This is a genomic window from Marinobacter sp. AL4B (assembly GCF_019916045.1).
GTDB lineage: Bacteria > Pseudomonadota > Gammaproteobacteria > Pseudomonadales > Oleiphilaceae > Marinobacter.
Window position 1 is genome coordinate 188,087 of the sequence record NZ_JAILWZ010000010.1, and the last position, 23,305, is coordinate 211,391.

Here is a 23,305-nt window from a genome sequence, read left to right on the forward strand (position 1 = left end):
TAAAGGGGTCTGAAAGCTGTATCGCGCACACTCTCATGCACCCAAGTTGGTTTTACAGGTGATTAATCAGGTCAGGATTGGTCACAAACGGATTCTCATTACCTTGAACCTCTGCCACCCTGCGATGCCGAGTTAGCTCCTTGTCATCCGGCGGGTCAAGCTTACTCCAGTTTTGAAACACCGGAGTCGCCCCCAGCCACGGCAAATCATAAGTATCCACCATATAGGCCATGGTGCGAGCAACATCACCCTTAATGCGCTCTGCCGGCTCAAAGAATTGATTGTTCGTGCGAATACCGCACTCATCCCGATCGGTCGCCTTGCTTAAATCTTCATAACGCGCCGTCCGACGTTTCAGTTCAATACGACTACGGACCGGCACCGTATTGTGTAAATCCGACGCAATCTGCCGATAACGATTGTCACGCTTGCACTGGGACTTCGTACCGCAATCCAAGGCTGACCGAATATCTGCGAGCGGATAAATATGCCCATCGGTCATCACAAAACCTTTGGATTTAAACGGCTCATCACAGAAAAAAGACGAACCGCCGTCCGCATAAATATTGCCCCAAAACTCATTCTTCACAACAGAATCGGGATCGCTGAACCGAGTGTTTTGGGCGATCACCATGCCGGTTGAAAGAGCGATAGCAAGTGTCGTGGGTATGGCTATTATTTTTTTCATGGTCCATGTGCCTCACATCGTACATCGAGTGCCAGAGCCAATTAGAGAGCTGGCTAAATGATCAAATCGCCGAAATTATGACAGCGTGATCATTTATTAATGCGAAGTATGACACAGTGGTGATTTGCTAGAAGCGAGTTTGGCCTGATTAATGTGTATGTTTGTTACACATTAATCAGTGGGCGCCGGCAAGCAGAGCCGAAAGATCTCTGAGATGGTGCCATGGCGGAAGATCGCCGTATCCCTTGGCCGCGCGATCGGTAGTACCGCAAAGCTGAATGGCACGATGCAACTGAGCCAAGCTTAGCCTGCGCGCTGCCTGCTGGATAGCCCCCGCTCGCTTGGGCTGGAACACCCCGCGCTTTTTCAGAAAGCTGGCCGGATTATCGCCAGGGGGCAGGGCTGTTTTCAGTTCAATGATCAGATGCAGATCTCGAACCAGCACACTGAGCAAGCCCAATGGGTTTTCGCTTTCCTGTTGCAGAATACCGATGATCTTTCCAGCATGGGCCGCCTTGCCCGCGAGAAGTTCAGTAACCAACTCAAATCCGTTAAATCGCGCGCTGTCCTGAACCGCCATCTCGATGGTTTCTTCATCGATGGTTTGGCCGTCCGCGAGAAGGGTCAGCCGGTCCAGTTCCTGACTGGCGGCAAGCAGGTTGCCCTCTAGCCGCTCTGACAGCATCGTCAGGGCTGCGCGGGTAATGTGCAGGCCATGGTTGCTGGCCCGCTGTTGCAGCCAGCCGGTAAATTTGTCCGAATCCACAGGCCAAACCGGTACATGCACGCCATTGGCCTGTAAATCCTTGTACCACTTACGTTTGGTTTCGGCGGCATCGAGTTTGGCGCTGATCAGCAGCAGAATAACGTCTTCCGGCGGGGATTGGAGTATCTGCTCCATCACCTTTCGGCCATCACCGAGTTTTCCGGTAGGCAAGTGAATCTCAATGCGCCGTTTTTCGGCGAACAGCGACATGGCATTGCATTCGTTAGCCACCGAACCCCAGTCCAGCTGTTGGTCAGCGTGATAGGTCAGGCGGTCATGAAAATCGGCACTCTTGGCAGCCTTACGTATCTGGTCACAGCACTCCTGAACCAGTAGCGGTTCATCGCCCGAGACGAGGTAAACCGGTGCAAGACCCTTTTTTAACGTTTGAGGGAGTTGGCCGGCCTGAATTTTCATGGCGACTCTGAGGGTTTTTGATCGGCTGAATGGGCGTTCAGGGCAGCGTCTATGCGTTCTTGGGTCATCGGCACCAGTCGAAATATAACCTGCTGGGCAAGGCGGTCACCGAGCTGTTGTTGAAGCTCTTCTTCTTCTCGCTGTTTAGCGAGAACGTTGGTTTCATCGTAGCGGTAGGTTTCGCTGGATGTCAGGTCTGTTGCTGCGATGAGAGGGGTTTTATTTGCCGTGAGTAGTTCAAGGGTTACGCTGTGGCGCAAAATGTACTCGGCGGCAGAAGCTTGGGCTGTGATCGCTGAGGCACGTCGATCTTGGCTGTAATCCCGAAGCGTCAGCACGTAATCCGCTGACTCCTTAGGTTGCAGCTCAATACCGCCCATAGACAGCTGTTCGCGAACTGACTCGCAGAAACGGGCAGGTAAGGTGTTCGGGCAATCAATGGCCAGCGGCTGTAACGCCGCCGGAACCGGCGAGGTGCCCCGTAGCTGAAAGCCGCAGCCGGAAACAACGGCGGCGGTCAGTGCCGCAACAAGCGGAAACCGAAGCGTTTTCAGTGTCAGAGGCACCAATCTCATATCAGTTAGCTACCACGTTTACGAGCTTGCCGGGGACAACAATCACTTTACGAACTGTTTTGCCTTCCGTAAAGCGCTGCACGTTTTCGTTCTCTAGCGCCATTTTTTCGAGATCGCCTTTACTGATGTCGGCTGGAACGCTCTGCTTGGCGCGCACCTTGCCATTCACCTGCAGCACCACTTCGATCTCACTGCGCACCATGGCGCTTTCATCAGCCACCGGCCAGCTTGCGTCGACCACAGTTTCGCTGTGCCCAAGAGCGTGCCAGAGCTGGTGGCAAATGTGCGGTACGATCGGTGACAGGACCAGTACGGCCACATCCAGAGCTTCCTGGCGAACAGCACGGCTTTGCGGTTCATCATCGCCAAGTTTGCTCACTTCATTCAGCAGCTCCATGGTCGCAGCAATGGAGGTGTTGAAGGTCAAACGGCGGCTAATGTCGTCGCTGACTTTGGCAATAGTTTCATGAGTCTTGCGGCGCAGGTCTTTCTGGGCATCCGTCAGACTTGCGACATCCAGAGCCGGGGCTTCGCCTTTGCTGGTGTGTTCGTGAACAATGCGCCACAGACGCTTGAGGAAGCGGTGGGCACCCTCAACGCCGCTGTCAGACCACTCAAGAGACTGCTCGGGGGGCGCTGCAAACATCATGAACAAGCGTACGGTATCGGCGCCGTGCTCGTCGATGATTGATTGCGGGTCAATGCCGTTGTTCTTGGACTTGGACATCTTGGTGACGCCGCCAATCTCGACAGGCTGCCCATCAGACTTCAATACGGCGCGAACAACCTGGCCCTTACCGTCACGCTCGACAGTCACTTCGGAGGGGTTGTACCAAGACTTACCGCCGTTGTCTTCGTTGCGGTAGTAGGTTTCAGCCAACACCATGCCTTGGGTCAGCAGACGTTTGAACGGCTCGGAGCTGTCCACCAGGCCAACGTCACGCAGTAATTTGTGGAAGAAACGCGCGTACAGCAGGTGCAAAATGGCGTGTTCGATGCCGCCAATATACTGGTCTACCGGTAGCCAGTAATTCGCCGCTGCCGGGTCCAGCATACCCTGATCGTAGTTGGGGCTGCAGAAACGGGCATAGTACCAGGACGACTCCATGAACGTGTCGAAGGTATCGGTTTCCAGTGTTGCCGGCTGGCCGTTGAATTCGGTCTTGCACCACTCCGTGTCGGCTTTGATCGGAGACTGAACGCCGTCCATTTCCACGTCTTCCGGCAGACGAACGGGCAGGCGGTCGTCGGGAACCGGCATTTCGGTACCGTCTTCCAGAGTCATCATCGGAATGGGCGCGCCCCAATACCGTTGGCGTGAAACGCCCCAGTCGCGTAGTCGGTAGTTCACCGTACGCTGACCAATCTTGTTCTGTTCCAGGAAGCTGGCAATTTCTTCGAAGGCTTCGTCGCTGGTTAAGCCGCTGTATTTACCGGAGGACACCAGAATGCCTTTCTCGGTGTAGGCCTTTTCCTGTACGTCGATCTCTTCGTGATCGCTTGGGGCGATCACTTGCTTGACCGGCAGTTTGTACTTGAGAGCGAACTCGTGGTCGCGCTCATCGTGACCGGGAACCGCCATCAGGGCGCCGGTGCCGTAATCCATCAACACAAAATTGGCGACCCAAACCGGAACTTCTTCCTGGGTCAGCGGGTGGATCGCTTTAAAACCCGTGTCGATGCCTTTCTTTTCCATGGTGGCCATTTCGGCTTCGGCCACTTTGCTGTTGCGGCACTGGTCAACAAATTCCGCCACATCAGGATGACGCTCACTGGCCGCTTTGGCCAGCGGGTGCTCGGCCGCAACGGCCATGTAACTCACGCCCATCAGAGTATCCGGACGGGTGGTGTACACGGTTAGGCTATCTTCACGATCCTTCAGCGGGAACGTCAACTCGGTACCGGTTGATTTGCCGATCCAGTTGCGCTGCATGGTCTTGACCTGTTCGGGCCAGCCGTCGAGATCGTCCATATCGTTCAGGAGTTCTTCCGCATAATCGGTAATGCGGATAAACCATTGGGGAATCTTCTTCTGCTCAACCAGAGCACCCGAACGCCAGCCGCGACCATCTACGACTTGCTCGTTGGCAAGTACTGTCTGGTCAACCGGGTCCCAGTTAACCGTGGACATTTTCTTGTACACCAGGCCTTTCTCGTAAAGGCGGGCGAAGAACCACTGTTCCCAGCGGTAGTATTCAGGATCACAGGTGGCCAGTTCACGGCCCCAATCGTAACCAAAGCCCAGCTGTTTAAGCTGCGTCTTCATGTATTCGATGTTGGAGCGGGTCCATTTGGCGGGCGCGGTTTTGTTGGCAATGGCAGCGTTTTCAGCGGGTAGGCCGAACGCATCCCAACCCATGGGCTGCATGACATTCTTGCCCTGCATGCGCTGGTAGCGTGAGATCACGTCGCCGATGGTGTAGTTGCGGACGTGGCCCATGTGTAGCTTGCCGCTCGGATACGGGAACATCGACAGGCAGTAGTACTTGGGCTTGCTCGGATCTTCTACAACCTTGAAGGTTTCGTTGGTTTCCCAGAAGTCGCGGGCGGTCTGTTCTACATCGCTTGGATTGTATTGCTCGTCCAGTCCTGCCATTACCAAAATTACCCTGTGTCAGAATGATGTTCGAAAAGGCCGGACATTCTAACGCACCCGCGGCTTAACAGGTAGTCTGCCAATTTGTCGTACTTGTGCCAGACTTACTATTGTTGGGGTTTTTCTTCAGATGAGAGGTCGAACATGACAGAACCAGAGCGCAATCATCTTTCCGGTAAGGCTTTAGAGGCCTATGACAGAATGCTGGAACGTGTGCAGGCCCGCTTGCATGTGTTCCAGGAAACCTCCGTGCAGACACTGGAAGAAGAGGTTCAGAAAGCCGTCGAGTTCGAGTACGAACTGGAAGAGATGACCCGCGAAGAGGCCGATTTATTGGGAGCCTATCTGAAACGGGATCTGGAGCATCTGATGCACTTTGTCGAAGAAACCGGCGAAGGCCTGAGAGAATGGCTGCAACTGGATATTTCTTTGCTGGAGCAGACCCTGACCGATCGGCTGTTGTCGGTGGCGGATCAAACCTTAGTGGATACCCTGGCGCTGAAGCAGAAACTCGAAAACGAAGAGGTAGGGCAGTACATTGCGGGGGAAGTGGCTACGGCAGGGATGTTTCGATGCCTGAATTGCAGCCACATGCTGTGCCTGACCAAAACCAATCATCTTGAGCCCTGTGAGGCGTGCGACTCCCACTATTTCGAGCGGGTAACGAGCCGCTGGCCAAACAAGGCTGACAAAGACTGAAGGTCAGTTCTTCGGTATCACTCGTTCACGGACGAAGACGATCAGAATCAATGCCAAGGTGAGCACTGGCCAGGAGCCGGTTTGCATATAGGGTGTGCTGCCGGTAGCGGTGAAGACCTCGCCAGTGAGAACCGTTTGCTTGAACTGAGGTACCCGTTCCGTCATTTTGCCTTTTTCGTTAATGATGGTAGTGACACCGTTGTTGGTGCCCCGCAGCATGTAGCGGCCTGTTTCCAGTGCCCGCATGCGGGCTAACTGCAGGTGTTGCAGTGGGCCGATGGAGTCCCCGAACCAGCCATCGTTGCTGATCGTCAACAACAACCCGGAGTTACGGGCGTTGAAGGCTACAAAATCCGGGTAAGCCACCTCATAGCAAATGTACGGCATCACGTTAGTGCCATTGGCTTGCAGCGGAGACTGATTATCAGGGCCGGGGGAAAAGCTGCTCATAGGGAGGTCGAAAAAGCCGATCAAACCTCTAAGCAGCCCTTCAAGCGGAACGTATTCCCCGAAAGGCACCAGTTTCTGCTTGTGATAAATACCTTCACCGTTGCCCAACGCCATGATGCTGTTGTGGAAGGTGTTGCCTTCTTTCTTCTCGCTGTAGCCATACCAGGGAATGCCGGTGATCAACGTGCTGTCCTCGCCCAAACGCTCCTGAATGTGGGCAATGATGGGGCCGGCTTGGTCTTGGGGGATCGGGATGGCCGTTTCGGGCCACAGAATGATATCTGCCTGCCAGTGTTCCTCGGTCAGTCCAAGGTACGTGACAATCTGGTCTCGAAGGAAGTCTGGATCCCACTTGATTTGCTGAGGAATGTTGCCCTGCATGGTGACAAAGCTGACCGGTTCATCGCTGATGGTGGTCCAGTCGGTCTTGTTCAGTACCGGTGCCATGCCCCACGGCAACAAAGCAACAAGGAGTGTTACGACAGCCGCTTTAGTGCGACCGGCGCGTAGCAGCCACCAGAATGCATAGGCTGCAGCGGCAGTGGCGGTCACCCAAAAGGTGATTCCATGCACGCCGGTTACAGGCGCAAGGCCTGCGAGAGGGCCATCAGTGTGGGCGGTGCCCAGATAGAGCCAGGGGAAACCGGTAAGCAGCCAGCCTCGTAGCCAGTCTCCCAGCAACCAAATGGCGGGGAATAAGATTAAGCGTCGGACCAGGTTTTGCTTTGCCAGCTTACCCCAGAACCAGAAGGCTAATCCGTGAAACAAGGCAAGGCCCGCCACGAACAAGATCATCAAAATAATGGCGACCGGAATGGGTGTGTTGCCGTGTTCGCTGATGCTGATGTAGATCCAGCTGGCGCCAGAGCCAAACAAGCCCAGTCCCACCAGCCAGCCCGCACGGAACAGTTTCTTGGAAGGTTGGTGCAGTGTGACCAGAAGAATCAGAAACGCAGACAGAGGCCCTAGCCACCAAAAGTGAAAGGGCGAGAACGTCAGTGTTTGCACAGCGCCGGCGATCAGGAGGATCGCCGCGCTGAACCAAGGAATGCTTGTAAACTTGAGATTTAACGGGTGGCTTAGGGTTGGCTCATGATTCACTTCGGGTTACCTGCAGCAAACGGATGACACGGTTATCGGCGTTGGCTATGGTAAACTTCAAGCCGCCGAATTCAACCGTTTCACCACGCCTTGGCAGATGGCCAAACTCTTTCAGTACCAATCCGCCGATGGTATCGAACTCTTCTTCGTCCATGCCGGTTTCGAAAAATTCGTTGAAATCATCGATCGGGGTTACCGCTTTCACCGCATAGGTGCCATCACCTCGAGCCTTTATGTGGGTTTCTTCGTCGAAATCGTGCTCATCTTCGATTTCACCCACGATCTGCTCGAGAACATCTTCAATGGTGATCAGGCCGGCTGTGCCACCATACTCATCGACCACGATCGCCATGTGGTTGCGATTCTCTTTGAACTCTTTGAGCAGCTGGTTCAGGCGCTTACTTTCAGGCACAAAGGTTGGCGGGCGGAGGATTTCTCGGATGTGGGGCCAATCCAGGTCATCGTTGAGGGCCAGCGGCAATAAATCTTTGGCCAACAGTACGCCGAGAACGTCATCCGGGCTTTCACCGATCACAGGAAAGCGGCTGTGGGCAGAAGCGATGATGTCGGGAAGGAACTCTTTGGGTTCCTGCGAGGCTTTGACGGTAATCATCTGAGAGCGTGGAATCATAATTTCTTCCACGCGCATGTCGATCACCTGCATCGCACCCTCAATGATGCTCATTGAGTCGGTGTCGATGATTTCCTGGGATTCTGCATCCCTCAGGATTTCCAGTACGTCCTCTACGGACTCCGGCCCACTGGAAAAGGCCTGTGATATACGCTCCAGCCAGGACTTGTTGCCCTGACTGCGACTCGACTGATCGTCGCTCATGAGTCTTTTTCCGTTTCCTCTGCTTCGTAAGGGTTAGCAAACCCGAGCTGCGCGAGCAACTGGATTTCGAGGCTTTCCATCACCTCGGCATCACTGTCTTCAATGTGGTCGTAGCCCTGAAGATGGAGCATGCCGTGAATCACCATATGAGCCCAGTGGGCCACAGGTTCTTTATGCTGTTCTTGGGCTTCTTTTTCAACAACCGGCGCGCAAATAGCAAGATCTCCGGCCAGAGGAAATGTTATACCCGCTGGTGCTTCAAATGGAAAGGACAAAACATTAGTGGGTTTATCCTTTCCACGGTACTGAAAGTTCAGTGCTTGGCTTTCTTCAGCGTCAACGATGCGAATCGTCACCTCGGAATCTGCATCACTTCGCCAAGCCAGCCCCGCCCATTTTCGGAAACTGGATACATCAGGAAGGCCTTCGCCTTCGAAGGCATTCTGAAAATCAACGGTCAACTGACTCATGTGCGTGGGCCACTACCGTCGTTGAAGGAATCGTAAGCTTCAACGATGCGTTGAACCAAGGGGTGGCGAACCACGTCTTTTGATTCGAAACGGGTAAACCCGATGCCCCGCACGTTACTCAGAACGCTGGCCGCATGGATAAGCCCCGAATCCTGACCACGTGGCAAATCCACCTGAGTGGTATCGCCGGTGATCACGGCGGTAGAGCCAAAGCCGATACGGGTCAGGAACATTTTCATTTGTTCCCGGGTGGTGTTCTGGCTTTCATCCAGAATGATAAAAGAGTTATTGAGCGTACGGCCACGCATAAACGCCAGTGGTGCAATCTCGATCACACTTTTTTCGATCAACCGGGTGGTTTGCTCAAACCCAAGCATTTCGTAAAGCGCGTCGTAAAGCGGGCGGAGGTAAGGGTCCACCTTCTGAGCAAGGTCACCCGGCAAAAAGCCCAGTTTTTCACCAGCTTCAACCGCAGGGCGTACCAGCAAAATGCGCTTAACCTGTTCATCTTTCAGAGCTTCCACGGCGCAGGCCACCGCCAACCAGGTTTTGCCCGTGCCCGCAGGCCCGATACCGAAGTTGATGTCGTGGGTGCGAACGCTGTGCACATACTTCTGCTGGTTCTGTCCACGGGGCTTGGCGGTCAGTTTGGGAGTTTTGATGACAGTGATTTGCCCTTCGTTGTAGGGCACGTCGTCCGGCAGCCGTTCCAGCCCGGTTTCCCGAATGAACAAGTGGACGGTATCCGGCTGAATATCGTCCACGGCTTCGGTTTCCCGGTACATATGACGAATAACTTCCGTGGCGGCAGCGACGTTTTCAGTTGCCCCTTCAACTCGGAAGTGATGGCCACGGCGGCCAACTTTTACCTGCAGACGTTTTTCGATCATCTTCAGGTGTTCATCAAATTGCCCGCACAGCGTGGTGAGACGTCGCTGGTCTACGGGATGCAGGTCAAATTGTCTGCTGTCTTGAGTGTTCAATCTTACTCCGTATTGGTTTACTCCCTCTCGGTTTCAGAGGGAGTTAGCATTTCTAGAAATGTGCAGGCCCGCCTCCCATCACCGCACTAACATCACATGGAGGCCGAAATTTAGTACATCGCCGAATCCACAGGCACACCACGCAAAGAGTTTGCGTACGCCTCAACAATCTCCACATCGACAAAGTGCCCAACAATTTCGGGGTTGTCGTGGCGGAAATTCACAATCCGGTTGTTTTCGGTGCGGCCTGAATACTCACCCGGATCTTTCTTGGAGAGCCCGGTGACCAGAATACGCTGAGTGGAACCAACCATCTTGCGGCTGATGTCCATCACCGTCTGGTTGATGCGATCCTGCAGAATCTTCAGACGCTGCTTCTTCACTTCCATAGGCGTATCGTCAGGCAGGTCAGCGGCTGGCGTACCCGGGCGAGCGCTGTAAACGAAGCTGAACGACATATCAAAGCCAATATCGTTGATCAGCTTCATGGTGTCCTCGAAATCTTTTTCAGTTTCACCGGGGAAGCCAATAATGAAATCGGACGAGAAGCTGATGTCCGGGCGAATCTTGCGCAAACGGCGTAGCTTGGATTTGTACTCCAGTGCCGTGTGGCCACGCTTCATCGCCGCCAGAATGCGGTCGGAACCGCTTTGCACCGGCAAGTGCAGGTGGCTGACCAACTCGGGTACCCGTTCGTACACTTCGATCAGCGAATCGCTGAACTCCACCGGATGAGAGGTGGTGTAACGAATGCGGTCAATGCCATCGATGGTGGCGATCATCTCAACCAGTTCGGCCATGTCCATCACATCGCCATCATGGGTTTCGCCACGATAGGCGTTTACGTTCTGGCCTAGCAGGTTCACTTCGCGCACGCCCTGACTGGCCAAGTGGGCCACTTCGGCAATCACGTCATCCACCGGGCGGCTGACCTCTTCGCCTCGGGTATAGGGCACTACACAGAAGGTGCAGTACTTGCTGCAGCCTTCCATGATAGAAACAAACGCGGAGGGTCCGTCTGCACCGGGGTCTGGCAGGTTGTCGAATTTTTCGATCTCAGGAAAACTGACGTCAACCACGCCAACACCGTCACCTTTGGCACGTACTTCGGTAATCATGTCCGGCAGGCGGTGCAGGGTTTGTGGGCCGAAGACCATATCGACGAACGGTGCCCGGTCGATGATCGCCTGACCTTCCTGGCTCGCTACGCACCCGCCGACACCGATGATGGTGTTGGGCTTGTTGCTTTTGAGCTTTTTCCAACGGCCGAGTTGGTGGAACACTTTGTCCTGGGCTTTTTCCCGAATGGAACAGGTGTTCAGCAGCAGGATGTCGGCGTCTTCTGGTGAGTCGGTCATTTCGACGGGCTCGCCAGTTTTGAGTAGGTCTGCCATGCGGGCGGAGTCGTACTCGTTCATTTGGCAGCCGTGGGTTTTGATGTACAGCTTCTTGGCCATGGGTCTCACGCGGTTTGGTGTATGTTGCGCCGGATGTGGTGTTTTTGGCGCTGGCAAAAATTGGACGGAACATTATACCGGTGTGATTAAACTTCAACCACCGTTGTCTCGGTATTCCTTACCTAACACTGTGCTATTATTTCCCGCCTTCGTGTTTTGTGCATGGAGGGTTTTGGCGGAGGCTTTCCAAAAACCGCTCCTTGCGGCACATCCATGTGGCGCTTCTGCTCCGCCATCCATGGCTCCGCACATTTTTGGAAAGCCTCCGCCAAAACCCTTTACCAATTATTGGAGCAGGAGTCCCCAAGGCATTGGGTTGCTCCTTGAATGCTTCTGAAACTGAACGAAATTTCAAACATGACCCCCGAACGCCTCGCCCGAATCAAACACATCCTCGACACCCGCCAACCAGACCTTCGGGTGCTGACCGATCAGGTGCATAAACCCAGAAACCTCTCAGCCATCATCCGGTCCTGCGATGCCTTCGGGTTGGCCAATATGCACGTGGTGTGGCCGAAAGAAGGTTTTCGGGCGTTCAGGAAAACCGCCGGAGGCAGCTATCACTGGGTGACCACCCATACCCATCCGACCATGAAAGACGCCGTGGCCGACTTAAAAGGGCAGGGACATAAAATCTACGCCGCACAGCTGTCAGACCGAGCCGTGGATTTTCGGGATGTGGACTTTACCGTGCCCTGTACGATCGTCATGGGCAACGAAGTAGACGGTGTGAACCCGGTTACCGCCGAACAAGCGGATGAACACATTGTGGTGCCGATGATGGGCATGGTGGAATCACTGAACGTATCCGCGGCCTGTTCAATTATCCTCTCGGAAGCACAGCGGCAGCGGAAACTGGCAGGAATGTTTGACCAGCGGCGGATGCCCGAAGATGAGTACAACCGCTTGCTGTTCTCCTGGTGTCAGCCCACGGTCAAACGATACTGCGACGACCGCAACCTGCCGTACCCACCGATAGATCACGAAACAGGTGACCTCATCGATGGCGTTGGCTGGATGCAAGAAGTCCGAAAACTAAGAGCCAACCGCCCCAGATGGGACGATGAAAAAAAACCAAACTTCAGTCCTCGCGAGCCTCAAGATACCGCTGCAACTGCTCCCGCAAAGCCTTAGGCAAACGAGTAATCGTCAGCGCATCCTTGTCACGGTCGTAATACACCGCCTGATTCACCAAGTCTGAAGAAAACGAAACACTCATACCCCCACCAGAGCCAGCGATACGCACCAACTTTTTTACCTTACGGTGGTCCGGGTGCAAAACCCCGGTTTCCGGCATTTCCACATTCTGGCTGGCGAATTCCTTAAAACGCTCAGGCTGACTCTCGTCCAGATAACTAGACAAAGCCTCAATCGCCACCGGTTCACCCAAGGCATGTTGGTCTTTGCAGAACTCGTAAGCCTTAGCACGCACCTCGCCGGCTTTCTCCGGTTCGCTAGTCTTAGCAAAGGCCTCTACCGCATCCAAAAAGGTGGTGGTTTCTTTCTCCACATCCACGCTGTTAGTGAATGCACACAGACGAATGAACAACTCGCCGGGATCACCCGTGCCGCGGGCGTGCACGAGGGTCATATAATTGTCCCCGTCTTTCCCGTCGCGCCAGTCGTCAAGCTCAATGCGAACCGCCAGATTCAGGCGGGACAAGCTCAGAACATCGGTGGCATCCAGCTTCTGGCTGCCGTCGAAGCGCATCGCGCTGTCGGTTTCAAGAACGAACAGGTACACCACCTCCGAATCGGCCAAAGCATCGTGCACAACCATCAAGTGGCCATCGAACTCCTCCTGACTGCCATTCAGAAGTTCCTGCCACTGGCCAAACAAACGATCCGTCATAGCAGCAAAGGTTTGCTTCTCTTCCAGATAATCCTTCAGCCAGGCACTGAATGGGCACTCCCCGACATCATCAGAGAAACGGCCGTACTTTTTCCCCGGCTTGCTGTTAAACAAACGCTTCATCTGCTTGTGCAACGCTTCGTAATCGCCACCGGGCTCCTGCAAGGCCTCACCGGCAACAAGGCGAGCGGGTTGGCCCGGCTGGTATTGGCTGGCGAAAGCGGTGCGGAGGTGTTTGATGGCCATATTACGATCCTGTCGAGTTTACGAGATTCAGATGGCGCAGATGATGCCACGGATCGGAAAGGGATTCATTTGCAGAATGTACGGAGAGGGGAGTGTTGCTCGTAATAAGCCGAAGATGTGTTCACGCGAACGAAGAATAACGTCGGCGGCGGGGTGAGGGTTCCTTTTTCTGCCGGAAAAAGATGTCTGAGCGAAGCGAGTTATTTTTCCAAAGAAAAAGGAACCCTTACCCCGGCAGCCCGCCCGCCAAGGTAAGGGAATCCCTATTTAGATCATAATGCCCGAAGTAATCCAGAAACCGCCTCAGCAATCTCCGCTTCGCGATCAGCAGTCACGCTGGTATTAGCAATGTCAGTGCCCAAATTCACAGTCACGGCAATTAGCCCGTGAGCAGTAAGCAACTGCGAAACGCGACGACGCTCATCCGCATCACCGGCATTTTCTTCCGAAACCACCACAGCCGTCCGACCTTGATCAAACAAAGCACGCTCGACCGCCAAGGCCAAAGCCGGGGCTTGCTTGCCATTACAGGCAATGATCGTCGGCTTCTGAGCCAAGCGGCGCTCGCGTTCTTCTGCGGTAACCGGATCCAGAGACTCAAGGCCATCGGCCAGGCCGGCGATCATGCCGGCGCCTACTGTGACGTTGGTCAGGCGGTCGATCACAATGAAGCTGCCAGTGGCGTGATTGCGCTGGTACGCATCAAATGCGATAGGCTGGTTAAGAGTCAGTTCGCATAAGCCGATTTCGTTGAGCTGCAACTGGCTCGGGTTCGGGTTCTGCTCCAGCGAGTTCACATCGGTCTGATGGTGAATCTTCTTCACCGTCCCGGAGGTAAATGTCGGCCCGAGTTTGATGTCGTATAGGCGACCGGTTTCCAGTGGAGCGTCTGTCATCCACACGATGTTGGCGTTAAAGCGATTCGCCACTTCCGGTTCGTCGTCCGCTTTCACCAGCATGTCGCCACGGCTGATATCGATCTCGTCTTCCAGAGTCAGAGTAACGGCCTGATCGATGTAGGCTTCATCGAGATTGCCGTCAAAGGTGACGATTTCTTTGACCTTGCTGGTGCGGCGCGAGGGTAGGACCATCACGGTTTCGCCCGGACGAATCACGCCAGAAGCGATGGTGCCGCAGAAGCCACGGAAGTTGAGGTTGGGGCGAGTGACGTACTGCACCGGGAAACGGAAATGCTCCAGGTTCTTGTCTCGCGACACCTCAACGGTTTCAAGAATTTCCATCAAAGGCTGGCCGCTAAACCAAGGCGTGTTCTCGCTCCGGTTCACGACGTTATCGCCATCAAGCGCCGACAGAGGCACAAAGCGAATGTCTTTAAGGCCCAGTTTGGTGGCAAATGCCAAGTACTCTTCGCGAATTTCGTTGAAGCGCTCTTCGCTGAAATCTACCAGGTCCATCTTGTTCACCGCCACCACAATGTGGCGAATGCCCTGCAGCGAGGCGATGAACGAGTGACGACGAGTTTGCGTCATCACACCGTGGCGGGCGTCGATCATAAGAATCGCCAGCTGGGCAGTTGACGCGCCGGTGGCCATATTGCGCGTGTACTGCTCATGGCCGGGGGTATCGGCAATGATGAACTTGCGCTTGTCGGTGCTGAAATAGCGGTAGGCCACATCAATGGTGATGCCTTGCTCACGCTCGGCCTGCAAACCATCCACCAAAAGGGCCAAATCCAGTTTTTCACCGGTGGTGCCCATCTTGGCGCTGTCGGTTTTCAGGGTGGCCATGTGATCTTCATAGATCATCTTGGTGTCGTGCAGCAAACGGCCAATCAGGGTGCTTTTGCCGTCATCAACGCTGCCGCAGGTCAGCAAGCGAAGCAGTTCTTTGTTTTCGTGCTGTTTCAGGTACGACAGAATATCGTCGGCGATCAATTCAGACTGGTGTGACATCTTAGAAGTACCCTTCCCGCTTTTTCTGTTCCATGGAGCCGGCTGAGTCGTGGTCAATGACCCGCCCCTGACGTTCGGAGCTGGTGGCCAGCAGCATTTCTTGAATGATTTCCGGCAGAGTATCTGCTTCAGATTCGATGGCGCCGGTCAGGGGGTAACAGCCCAACGTACGGAAGCGCACCGACTTCATCATCGGTTTTTCACCTTCATTCAAAGGCATGCGGTCGTCATCCACCATGATCAAGGTGCCATCGCGCTCGACAACCGGGCGCACGGCCGAGTAGTACAGGGGAACGATGTCGATGTTCTCCAGATAGATGTACTGCCAGATATCCAGCTCGGTCCAGTTTGAAAGCGGGAATACGCGAATGCTTTCGCCCTTATTCACCTTGCCGTTGTAGGTATTCCAAAGTTCGGGGCGCTGGTTTTTCGGATCCCAGCGGTGGTGCTCGTCCCGGAACGAATACACGCGTTCCTTGGCTCGGGATTTCTCTTCGTCCCGGCGTGCGCCGCCAAAGGCTGCGTCGAACTTGTACTTGTCCAGTGCCTGTTTCAGGGCCTGGGTTTTCATCATGTCCGTGTGTTTCGCGCTGCCATGGGTAAACGGCCCGATGCCTTGATCTACACCTTCTTGGTTAGTGTGCACGATCAGGTCCAACCCGTAGCGGCTCACCTGTTTATCACGAAACTCGATCATCTCTCGGAATTTCCAGGTGGTGTCAACGTGCATCAGGGGGAAGGGTGGCTTACCCGGATAGAAGGCTTTTAGCGCCAAATGCAGCATCACGGCCGAGTCTTTGCCGACGGAATAAAGCATGACCGGGTTATCAAACTCGGCCGCCACTTCTCGGATTATGTGGATGCTCTCGGCTTCCAGCTGTTTCAGATGGGTGAGGTTGTATGTGGTCATGTTCATCCGTTGCCGCAGAGGGGCTTTTAATGGCTGTAATCAGGATGAACACTATAACAGGGGGCTATAGGGTATAAGAAGGTGTCTGGTAAGACTTTTGGGTTCTAATGATATGGCCGGTGCGCTAACCCAAAAGCATTATCTGAATGGTAATACCTCTGCTTTCGAGTGTGCCGACGCTTTAGTTTTGCCGGGACTCGTCGAAAAGTTTTCCGATGTATTGGTCGATGTAAACAAAGCCGTTGCCTTCAATGCTATTGAACTGCAGGCCGATATGAAATTGATCGCGGGCGATACGACGGATATGAACGACGTGGCTCTCGGCCACAATGGTGACTGGTTGAGCCGGTAGGACAGGCACCGAGAAACGGGCTGTGAGTTGAATGGGGTTCTTGGGCACGGGTGGTAGCATATTGGGGATCAAAGCTTTGGCGGTTTGCGCATCACACTGAATCATGACGCCGGTGCGAGAAATATTGGCGATTTCGCACTGAAGTTCCCAACCGTTTGCTTTTTCGAGACTGATCGCTGAAGACACGTCTACCCGCTGCTGATTTCTTAAATTAGGTTTTGCATCGAGAGGCTTCATATTGACTCTTCTTGCGTTGAACGTATCAAGCGAGGTTGCGTGTCCCATAATGCCTTAGGTCTTGGTTTGGTGTATTCTTATTTGTTTGAAAAGTGATCAATTCCAATTGTGCCGCAGAGTGTGACATATTCGCAACAGAAATTATGAACATAGCGTCACAAACTTATGCGGTTTGTACGTTTTCGACGTACTTTTAGGCCGAATAAGTACCATCGGTAAGGCTGCAGTTGGCGAGCCGCTGATGTAAAATTGCGCCCCTACATTCAATAGGAGCTTTGCTCCGGGATTCCTGAAGACACTTTATGACCGAGAAGACAGAAAATGCCGCCCAAGGCGGAAAAGTTGGTTTTATCAGCCTTGGCTGCCCGAAGGCTCTGGTTGATTCCGAGCGCATCCTGACTCAGCTTCGTCTGGATGGCTACGATGTGGTACCAACTTATAACGACGCTGACGTCGTAGTTGTGAATACTTGCGGGTTTATTGATGCTGCCAAGCAGGAATCCCTGGATGCGATTGGTGAGGCGCTCAATGAAAATGGCAAGGTGATCGTAACCGGTTGTATGGGTGCTGAGGCTGATACGATTCGTGAAGCCCATCCCGGTGTGCTGGCGGTGTCTGGCCCTCATGCCTACGAGGAAGTGGTGGGAGCCGTGCACCAGTACGTGCCCCCTAAAAAGGACCACGATCCTTTTGTCGATCTGGTCCCACCGCAAGGCGTCAAGCTCACGCCTCGGCACTATGCCTACCTGAAAATCTCCGAAGGCTGCAACCACCGTTGTACTTTCTGCATCATCCCTTCGATGCGCGGTGACCTCGTTAGTCGTCCAATTGGCGATGTCATGGACGAGGCGCAGCGTTTGGTGGATGCCGGCGTCAAAGAGCTGCTGGTGATTTCCCAGGATACTTCCGCCTACGGCGTAGATACCAAATACCGAACAGGTTTTTGGCAGGGGCGTCCTCTGAAAACCAAAATGCAGGCTTTGTGTGAAGCGTTGGGTGAATTGGGTGTTTGGGTGCGTTTGCACTACGTCTACCCGTACCCTCATGTAGACGACATCATTCCGTTGATGGCTGAAGGAAAAATTTTGCCGTACCTGGACATTCCGTTCCAGCACGCCAGCCCGAAAGTGCTCAAGGCCATGAAGCGACCGGCGCATGACAGCAAAACATTGGATCGCATTCGCAAATGGCGCGACATCTGTCCGGAGTTGACCATTCGTTCGACCTTCATCGTTGGTTTCCCGGGTGAAACTGAAGAAGACTTCCAGTACCTGCTGGATTGGTTGGACGAAGCTCAGCTGGATCGTGTTGGCGCGTTCACCTATAGCGCGGTTGAAGGCGCGCCGGCCAACGAGCTCGAAGGAGCCGTTCCGGAAGAGGTGAAAGAAGAGCGTCTTGCACGCTTCATGCAGAAACAAGCCGAAATCTCAGCGGCGAGGCTACAGGCCAAGATCGGCAAGACCATCGAGGTGCTGATTGACGAGGTGGACGAAGAGGGTGCCATTGGTCGATCCAAGGCCGACGCTCCGGAAATTGACGGCATGGTATACCTGAACGACGTTTCTGATGTTGAGCCAGGGCAGATTGTGGAGGCGGTGGTTGAGCACGCCGACGAACACGATTTGTGGGCGTCTCTGGTGTAAGTTGAACGAGATCAAAAAGGCCCCGACACGTCGGGGCCTTTTTGATGGTGCTGGCGATTATTCGCTGATGTTAGCGATGTAATCCGAGTAATACTGGTCAAAGTCCTTGAATTCCATGCTGTCGCGACCGCAGCAGCGAATGTTCCCGGATTTGATGTCATACACCCAGCCGTGGATTTGGATCTTCCCAGTGGCCAGTTTGGCCGCTACCACAGGGTGTGTGCGCAGGTGTTGTACCTGTTGCAGCACGTTTTCCTCAATAGCTTCATTGAGATACTTGCTGTCCAGACACGCATCGCTTGCAATGCTGTGTCGTTCACGCACGATCTCCATGGCTGACCGACAATGCCCCAGCCATTCTTTCACGTGTGGCAGCCCCTTCAGCGCTGGAATATCCAGCGCTCCTTTGATGGCCCCGCAATCCGTGTGGCCACAAACGATGATATGGCGGACACCCAAAACCGCAACGGCGTATTCGATGGAGGCGGTCATGCCTCCGGTTTCATTACTGTGCGGAGGAATGACGTTACCGGCATTTCGGCAGATGAACAGGTCCCCGGGGTGTGAGCCAGTGACCATGTTCGGGTCGATACGCGAATCCGAGCAGGTAAAGAACAGCACGTCCGGGTTTTGACTGTCGGCTAATGCGCCAAACAGATCCTTGTGCTCCGGGTAAACGTTTTTGCGGAAATTCAGAACGCCGCGAACAATGTGATCCATAATCGTTTCTCCTGCCGGTCAGGCAATTTCGATTAACACTTCTCCAGGGGTAACCCGGTCACCCTTACTGACGTGGACCGCTTGGACGGTACCGTCAACACTGGAATGAATTTCGGTTTCCATCTTCATGGCTTCAGTAATCAGAACGGCTTGGCCAGCGGTCACAGTATCGCCTTCCTGAACCAGCACATCCACCACATTTCCGGGCATGGCGGTACTGACGTGGCCGGGGTCGGTGGCGCGCTTACGGCTTTTGCCGCGGGCTTCTGCCACGTATTCGTTCAAAGATTCGAACACCACTTCTTCAGGCATGCCGTCCAGTGACAGGTACAACTTACGCTTGCCGGGCTCGGTGTTGCCTACGCCTGTGACGGCCACTTCGTAAGTTTCACCGTGGACATCAATACGAAATTCGGTGGCCATGGCTGCGCCCAATCGACCCTGTCCTGCTTGCTCTGCCGGTAAGAGCTCTTCCGGTTTGAGCGTGCCATCCTTGCGTTGTTGCAGGAATTCGCGGCCCAGGTCCGGGAACATGGCGTATGTGAGCACATCTTCCTCGGAATTGGCCAGACTACCAATGTCTTCTCGCAATTTTTTCAGCTCAGGGGAGAGCAAGTCGGCCGGCCGGCCTTCGTTGACCGTTTCGTTGCCAATGGCCTTTTTGCGAATGTCAGCGTTCACCTCGGCGGGTGGGTGGCCATAACCGCCCTGCAGGTAGCGCTTTACCTCGTTGGTGATGGTTTTATAGCGTTGTCCGGCGAGCACATTATAGACCGCTTGGGTGCCGACAATCTGGGAGGTGGGGGTCACCAGTGGCGGATAGCCCAGATCTTTTCGAACGCGCGGGATTTCGTTGAACACCTCATTGATCTTGTCGAGGGCGTTCTGCTCTTTCAGCTGATTGGCCAGGTTCGACATCATGCCGCCCGGCACTTGGTTGATCTGAACCGACACGTCCTCACGAGTAAACTCGCTCTCAAACTGATGGTACTTTTTGCGCACTTCGCGGAAGTAATCGGCGATCTGGCTGAGTAATTCCAGATCCAGCCCCGTGTCGTACTCGGACCCTTTCAATGCGGCGACCTGAGATTCGGTAGCGGGATGGCTGGTGCCGCTGGCGAAGGCCGAGATGGCTGTATCGATTCGGTCTGCGCCAGCTTCGATGGCTTTAAGTTGGCATAGTGGAGCAAGTCCCGCCGTTGAATGGCTGTGGATAACCAGCGGTAGGTCTACCGCAGATTTGATGGCTTTCACCAGTTCGTAAGTTGCGTAAGGTGTCAGCAATCCCGCCATATCTTTGATGGCAATGGAGTCGGCACCCATGGCCTGCAGCTGCTCGGCCTGCTTAACAAACAGTTCAGGCGTGTGCACCGGGCTGGTGGTGTAGCAGATTGTACCTTGTGCATGCTTGCCGGCTTTTTTGACTGCTTTGATGGCGGTTTCAAGATTGCGCAGATCGTTCAGCGCATCGAAAATTCGGAACACGTCAATGCCGTTATCCGCCGCTTTTTGCACAAAGGCTTCCACCACGTCATCGGCGTAATGACGATAGCCGAGTAGATTCTGGCCCCGCAGTAGCATTTGCAAACGCGTATTGGGTAAAGCTTCACGAAGCTGGCGCAGACGCTCCCAGGGATCTTCTTTCAGGAATCGCACGCACGCGTCAAAGGTGGCTCCACCCCAGACTTCCAACGACCAATAGCCCACCTGATCCAATTTGTCGCAGATCGGCAACATATCTTCGGTGCGCATGCGGGTGGCAATCAAAGACTGATGCGCATCCCGCAGAATAAGATCGGTGACTTCGATTTTCTTCGCGTTACTCATGTTCACTCTCCTATGGATTACCAGCCAGCATGGGCTGCGATGGTGGCGGCAATCGCCAGTGCCACGGCACTAGGGTGACGTTTTTTCGAATAGTTCAGCAGTTCTGGGTGCTCTGGCACAAAGCTGGTGTCAAACTTACCCGCCCGGAAATCGGGGTGATCCAGAATCTGCTGGTAATAATTGGCGGTGGTGGTGATCCCGTGCAGGCGCATATCGTCCAGAGCACGTTTTCCGCGAGCGATCACTTCGTCCCAAGTCAGTGCCCAAACCACGAGCTTCAGACACATGGAGTCGTAGTAGGGCGGAATCTCGTAGCCGGTATAAATGGCGGTATCCACCCGCACTCCCGGGCCGCCCGGTGCGTAATAGTGGGTGACGCGGCCGAAGCTGGGTAAGAAATCGTTCTTGGGGTCTTCCGCATTGATTCGGAATTGCAGGGCGTAACCGCGATAGGAAATGTCTTCCTGCCGGTATGTCAGAGGTAAGCCTGAAGCAATGCGCAATTGCTCCCGAACAATGTCCACGCCGGTAATGGCTTCGGTGATGGTGTGTTCCACCTGTACTCGGGTGTTCATCTCCATGAAGTAGACTTCATTGCCGGTCAGCAAAAACTCAACCGTACCGGCGTTTTCGTAACCCACGGCCTCGGCTGCTTTGACCGCTAGACCGCCGATGTACTGGCGCTGCTCGGGCGTGAGTTGCGGGCTTGGTGCAATCTCGATCAGCTTTTGGTTGCGACGCTGAATCGAACAATCCCGTTCGTATAGGTGTATGGCCTTCCCCTGACTGTCTCCGAGTATCTGCACTTCGATGTGGCGGGGATTGACGATGCACTTCTCCATAAACACTTCGGCCGAGCCAAAGGCTTTCGTTGCTTCGGAAATCACTCGCGGATACTGAGTTTTCAGTTCTTCGGCGCTGTCGCATCGGCGAATTCCCCGGCCACCCCCGCCGGAGGTCGCTTTGAGCATGACTGGATAGCCAATCTCGTCAGCCAGCTTGAGTGCTTCATCAAGATCTGCCAGGTTACCTTCCGAGCCAGGTGTAATCGGCACGCCAGCCGCGCGCATACTGTCGCGGGCTTGGGTTTTATCGCCCATTTTGTGGATGACGTCAGACTTGGGCCCGATAAAAGTCACCCCGTGCTGCTCGCAAAGCTGCGCGAATCGGGCATTTTCTGACAGAAATCCGTAGCCGGGGTGAATGGCGTCGCACCCGGTTTCCAGTGCTAAATTGACTATCCGTGCCGGGTCCAGATAGCCGGCCAATGGGTCTTCCCCCAGGGAGTAGGCTTCATCAGCCCGCTTCACGTGTAAGCCGTATCGGTCCGGCTCGGTGTAGATAGCCACCGAGCGGATGCCCATCTCAGCGCAGGCACGCTCAATGCGCACCGCAATCTCGCCTCGGTTGGCGATCAGAACTTTCTTCAACATGGGAGATTCCTCGTTTCGTCGTCCCGAATGAAGGTTTTAAAAGAGTAGCGAGAATGAGTGATCAGTAAAAATTGATATTATTTCGTTTGTGTATAATGAATTACTTATAGGTGGCCTGGTGAAGGAGAATTTATGCCGCTGAGTATCCAAAAACTGGCTAGCCGGCTGACGTTTCGCCAGCTTCAAGTTTTCAAGGCCGTTTATGATTTGCGGAGCTACAGCAAAGCAGGTGAGCTGTTGGGATTAACCCAGCCTGCCGTCAGTAGTCAGGTTCGGCATCTCGAGCAGGCGTTGGAGATGCCAATGTTCGAGTATGTGGGGCGTAAGCTTTATTGCACGGCGGCTGGAGAGGAAATGGCAGCGTGCGTACGTACGGTGTTTAACGAGCTCGGGGATATGCAAAATCGCTTGGCAGCGCTCGAGGGAAGGGTGGCTGGAGATCTGCGATTGGTGGCGGTAAGTACAGCTCAGTATGTGGTGCCGTACCTGCTGCATTCGTTTCTCGAACAGAATCCACAGGTCAATATCTCAGTGGCGGTGGTTAATCGCGCCACTGCGTTGGAGCGATTGAACGAGAACAGCGATGACTTGGTCATCATGGGGATGGTCCCGCAAGGTAAGCCGTTAACCTCATTGCCTTTTCTGGACAATGAGTTAGTGCCGGTTGTTCCCGCTGGGCATCCGCTGCTTGAACAAAGTCCGGTTAGCCCCGAAGCTTTTCTGAGCAGTCAGCTACTGACCCGGGAATCCGGTTCCGGCAGTCGGTTGGCGTTAGAGGTTTATTGCCAAAAACACCGTCTGAAAATGGAGTCGGTGATGGAACTGGGGTCGAATGATGCGGTTAAGCACGCGGTTCTGGCGGGTTTGGGAGTGGCGGTTATACCCAAACTGAGTATTCTGTCGGAGTTGGCTTTAGGCTCTCTTATGGCCCTTGATATCAACGATTTCCCGCTACGGCGCAGTTGGTGTGTGGTGCACCCGCAAGGTCGGCACCCGACCCCGGCTATGAAGGCGTTTATTGATTACATTCAGAGGAATATTGCCGAGTTCGACAGTTTGTTTCGGCGATTGGGTTCTTAGGTTGGTGCTTTGGTTTTGTATGTTGTCTAGGTTTTTTTGCGGGCGGGCCTTGGCG

The 23,305-nt window shown here is 54.2% G+C and carries 20 protein-coding genes; 4 read left to right on the forward strand and 16 right to left on the reverse strand.

Annotated elements, in window-relative coordinates; genetic code table 11:
* Nucleotides 1-52 precede the first annotated feature (52 nt).
* From K5L82_RS02905 to leuS, 4 genes are all read right to left on the reverse strand, one after another.
* Nucleotides 53-688 carry an endonuclease gene (locus K5L82_RS02905; protein ID WP_223133101.1) on the reverse strand — a complete coding sequence of 212 codons (636 nt, stop codon included), beginning with the start codon at nt 686-688 and terminating at the stop codon, nt 53-55.
* 175 nt (nt 689-863) lie between these two features.
* Entirely contained in the window at nt 864-1,871 is a 1,008-nt protein-coding gene (holA, locus tag K5L82_RS02910; protein ID WP_223133102.1) for a DNA polymerase III subunit delta, read from the reverse strand.
* Entirely contained in the window at nt 1,868-2,446 is a 579-nt protein-coding gene (gene lptE, locus K5L82_RS02915) for an LPS assembly lipoprotein LptE (RefSeq protein ID WP_133004887.1), read from the reverse strand. Before lptE ends, holA begins: the two co-directional genes overlap by 4 nt.
* Nucleotide 2,447: 1 nt before the next feature.
* Nucleotides 2,448-5,033: a leucine--tRNA ligase gene (gene leuS, locus K5L82_RS02920; RefSeq protein ID WP_223133286.1), complete on the reverse strand. Its 2,586-nt coding sequence runs from the start codon at nt 5,031-5,033 to the stop codon at nt 2,448-2,450.
* Between the two features lie 153 nt (nt 5,034-5,186).
* Between leuS and K5L82_RS02925 the strand changes: the two genes are divergently transcribed.
* Complete coding sequence (locus K5L82_RS02925) at nt 5,187-5,741, forward strand: zinc ribbon-containing protein (protein WP_223133103.1); 555 nt, start codon at nt 5,187-5,189, stop codon at nt 5,739-5,741.
* A gap of 3 nt (nt 5,742-5,744) precedes the next feature.
* On the opposite strand, the gene lnt is transcribed toward K5L82_RS02925, so the two are convergent.
* From lnt to miaB, 5 genes are all read right to left on the reverse strand, one after another.
* The gene (gene lnt, locus K5L82_RS02930; protein WP_223133104.1) at nt 5,745-7,292 is read right to left on the reverse strand and encodes an apolipoprotein N-acyltransferase; all 1,548 of its coding nucleotides are present in this window, start codon (nt 7,290-7,292) and stop codon (nt 5,745-5,747) included.
* Entirely contained in the window at nt 7,282-8,127 is an 846-nt protein-coding gene (locus tag K5L82_RS02935; protein WP_133004890.1) for an HlyC/CorC family transporter, read from the reverse strand. Before K5L82_RS02935 ends, lnt begins: the two co-directional genes overlap by 11 nt.
* Nucleotides 8,124-8,597 (reverse strand): rRNA maturation RNase YbeY, encoded by a 474-nt coding sequence (ybeY, locus tag K5L82_RS02940; RefSeq protein WP_133004891.1) that lies wholly within the window; start codon nt 8,595-8,597, stop codon nt 8,124-8,126. Before ybeY ends, K5L82_RS02935 begins: the two co-directional genes overlap by 4 nt.
* Nucleotides 8,594-9,580, reverse strand: a complete 987-nt coding sequence (locus K5L82_RS02945; RefSeq protein WP_133004892.1) for a PhoH family protein — start codon at nt 9,578-9,580, stop codon at nt 8,594-8,596. Before K5L82_RS02945 ends, ybeY begins: the two co-directional genes overlap by 4 nt.
* A 110-nt stretch (nt 9,581-9,690) precedes the next feature.
* On the reverse strand, nt 9,691-11,037 hold the full coding sequence (gene miaB / locus K5L82_RS02950) for a tRNA (N6-isopentenyl adenosine(37)-C2)-methylthiotransferase MiaB (protein WP_223133105.1): 1,347 nt from the start codon (nt 11,035-11,037) through the stop codon (nt 9,691-9,693).
* Nucleotides 11,038-11,394: 357 nt separating this feature from the next.
* Here miaB and trmH point away from each other — a divergent pair, with 357 nt between their 5' ends.
* A complete protein-coding gene (trmH, locus tag K5L82_RS02955; RefSeq protein WP_262492483.1) occupies nt 11,395-12,171 on the forward strand; it encodes a tRNA (guanosine(18)-2'-O)-methyltransferase TrmH in 777 nt (258 codons plus the stop codon).
* On the opposite strand, the gene K5L82_RS02960 is transcribed toward trmH, so the two are convergent.
* From K5L82_RS02960 to K5L82_RS02975, 4 genes are all read right to left on the reverse strand, one after another.
* Nucleotides 12,119-13,135, reverse strand: a complete 1,017-nt coding sequence (locus tag K5L82_RS02960; RefSeq protein ID WP_223133106.1) for a nucleoid-associated protein — start codon at nt 13,133-13,135, stop codon at nt 12,119-12,121. The genes trmH and K5L82_RS02960 overlap by 53 nt on opposite strands.
* A 272-nt stretch (nt 13,136-13,407) precedes the next feature.
* The gene (gene cysN, locus K5L82_RS02965; protein WP_223133107.1) at nt 13,408-15,048 is read right to left on the reverse strand and encodes a sulfate adenylyltransferase subunit CysN; all 1,641 of its coding nucleotides are present in this window, start codon (nt 15,046-15,048) and stop codon (nt 13,408-13,410) included.
* 1 nt (nt 15,049) lies between these two features.
* Nucleotides 15,050-15,964, reverse strand: coding sequence for a sulfate adenylyltransferase subunit CysD (cysD, locus tag K5L82_RS02970; RefSeq protein WP_410505842.1), 915 nt, complete (start codon nt 15,962-15,964; stop codon nt 15,050-15,052).
* 175 nt (nt 15,965-16,139) lie between these two features.
* Nucleotides 16,140-16,547 carry a PilZ domain-containing protein gene (locus K5L82_RS02975; protein ID WP_133004897.1) on the reverse strand — a complete coding sequence of 136 codons (408 nt, stop codon included), beginning with the start codon at nt 16,545-16,547 and terminating at the stop codon, nt 16,140-16,142.
* Between the two features lie 302 nt (nt 16,548-16,849).
* On the opposite strand from K5L82_RS02975, the gene rimO reads away from it, so the two are divergent.
* Entirely contained in the window at nt 16,850-18,190 is a 1,341-nt protein-coding gene (rimO, locus tag K5L82_RS02980; protein WP_133004898.1) for a 30S ribosomal protein S12 methylthiotransferase RimO, read from the forward strand.
* Between the two features lie 57 nt (nt 18,191-18,247).
* Here rimO and K5L82_RS02985 read toward each other — a convergent pair whose 3' ends face one another.
* The 3 genes from K5L82_RS02985 to K5L82_RS02995 are packed head-to-tail and all read right to left on the reverse strand — an operon-like array spanning nt 18,248 to nt 22,170.
* On the reverse strand, nt 18,248-18,910 hold the full coding sequence (locus K5L82_RS02985; protein WP_133004899.1) for a carbonic anhydrase: 663 nt from the start codon (nt 18,908-18,910) through the stop codon (nt 18,248-18,250).
* Between the two features lie 18 nt (nt 18,911-18,928).
* On the reverse strand, nt 18,929-20,737 hold the full coding sequence (oadA, locus tag K5L82_RS02990) for a sodium-extruding oxaloacetate decarboxylase subunit alpha (RefSeq protein WP_223133109.1): 1,809 nt from the start codon (nt 20,735-20,737) through the stop codon (nt 18,929-18,931).
* Between the two features lie 17 nt (nt 20,738-20,754).
* A complete protein-coding gene (locus K5L82_RS02995) occupies nt 20,755-22,170 on the reverse strand; it encodes an acetyl-CoA carboxylase biotin carboxylase subunit (protein ID WP_223133110.1) in 1,416 nt (471 codons plus the stop codon).
* A gap of 132 nt (nt 22,171-22,302) precedes the next feature.
* Between K5L82_RS02995 and K5L82_RS03000 the strand changes: the two genes are divergently transcribed.
* Nucleotides 22,303-23,250, forward strand: coding sequence for a LysR family transcriptional regulator (locus K5L82_RS03000; protein ID WP_223133111.1), 948 nt, complete (start codon nt 22,303-22,305; stop codon nt 23,248-23,250).
* Nucleotides 23,251-23,305: the final 55 nt, after the last annotated feature.

Excerpts from the sequence above, each read along its gene's own strand:
- K5L82_RS02905 (WP_223133101.1), bottom strand. The coding sequence starts at position 688 with ATGAAAAAAATAATAGCCATACCCACGACACTTGCTATCGCTCTTTCA.
- holA (WP_223133102.1), bottom strand. The coding sequence starts at position 1,871 with ATGAAAATTCAGGCCGGCCAACTCCCTCAAACGTTAAAAAAGGGTCTT.
- lptE (WP_133004887.1), bottom strand. The coding sequence starts at position 2,446 with ATGAGATTGGTGCCTCTGACACTGAAAACGCTTCGGTTTCCGCTTGTT.
- K5L82_RS02925 (WP_223133103.1), top strand. The coding sequence starts at position 5,187 with ATGACAGAACCAGAGCGCAATCATCTTTCCGGTAAGGCTTTAGAGGCC.
- K5L82_RS02935 (WP_133004890.1), bottom strand. The coding sequence starts at position 8,127 with ATGAGCGACGATCAGTCGAGTCGCAGTCAGGGCAACAAGTCCTGGCTG.
- ybeY (WP_133004891.1), bottom strand. The coding sequence starts at position 8,597 with ATGAGTCAGTTGACCGTTGATTTTCAGAATGCCTTCGAAGGCGAAGGC.
- miaB (WP_223133105.1), bottom strand. The coding sequence starts at position 11,037 with ATGGCCAAGAAGCTGTACATCAAAACCCACGGCTGCCAAATGAACGAG.
- trmH (WP_262492483.1), top strand. The coding sequence starts at position 11,395 with ATGACCCCCGAACGCCTCGCCCGAATCAAACACATCCTCGACACCCGC.
- K5L82_RS02960 (WP_223133106.1), bottom strand. The coding sequence starts at position 13,135 with ATGGCCATCAAACACCTCCGCACCGCTTTCGCCAGCCAATACCAGCCG.
- cysN (WP_223133107.1), bottom strand. The coding sequence starts at position 15,048 with ATGTCACACCAGTCTGAATTGATCGCCGACGATATTCTGTCGTACCTG.
- cysD (WP_410505842.1), bottom strand. The coding sequence starts at position 15,964 with ATGAACATGACCACATACAACCTCACCCATCTGAAACAGCTGGAAGCC.
- K5L82_RS02975 (WP_133004897.1), bottom strand. The coding sequence starts at position 16,547 with ATGAAGCCTCTCGATGCAAAACCTAATTTAAGAAATCAGCAGCGGGTA.
- rimO (WP_133004898.1), top strand. The coding sequence starts at position 16,850 with ATGACCGAGAAGACAGAAAATGCCGCCCAAGGCGGAAAAGTTGGTTTT.
- K5L82_RS02985 (WP_133004899.1), bottom strand. The coding sequence starts at position 18,910 with ATGGATCACATTGTTCGCGGCGTTCTGAATTTCCGCAAAAACGTTTAC.
- oadA (WP_223133109.1), bottom strand. The coding sequence starts at position 20,737 with ATGAGTAACGCGAAGAAAATCGAAGTCACCGATCTTATTCTGCGGGAT.
- K5L82_RS02995 (WP_223133110.1), bottom strand. The coding sequence starts at position 22,170 with ATGTTGAAGAAAGTTCTGATCGCCAACCGAGGCGAGATTGCGGTGCGC.
- K5L82_RS03000 (WP_223133111.1), top strand. The coding sequence starts at position 22,303 with ATGCCGCTGAGTATCCAAAAACTGGCTAGCCGGCTGACGTTTCGCCAG.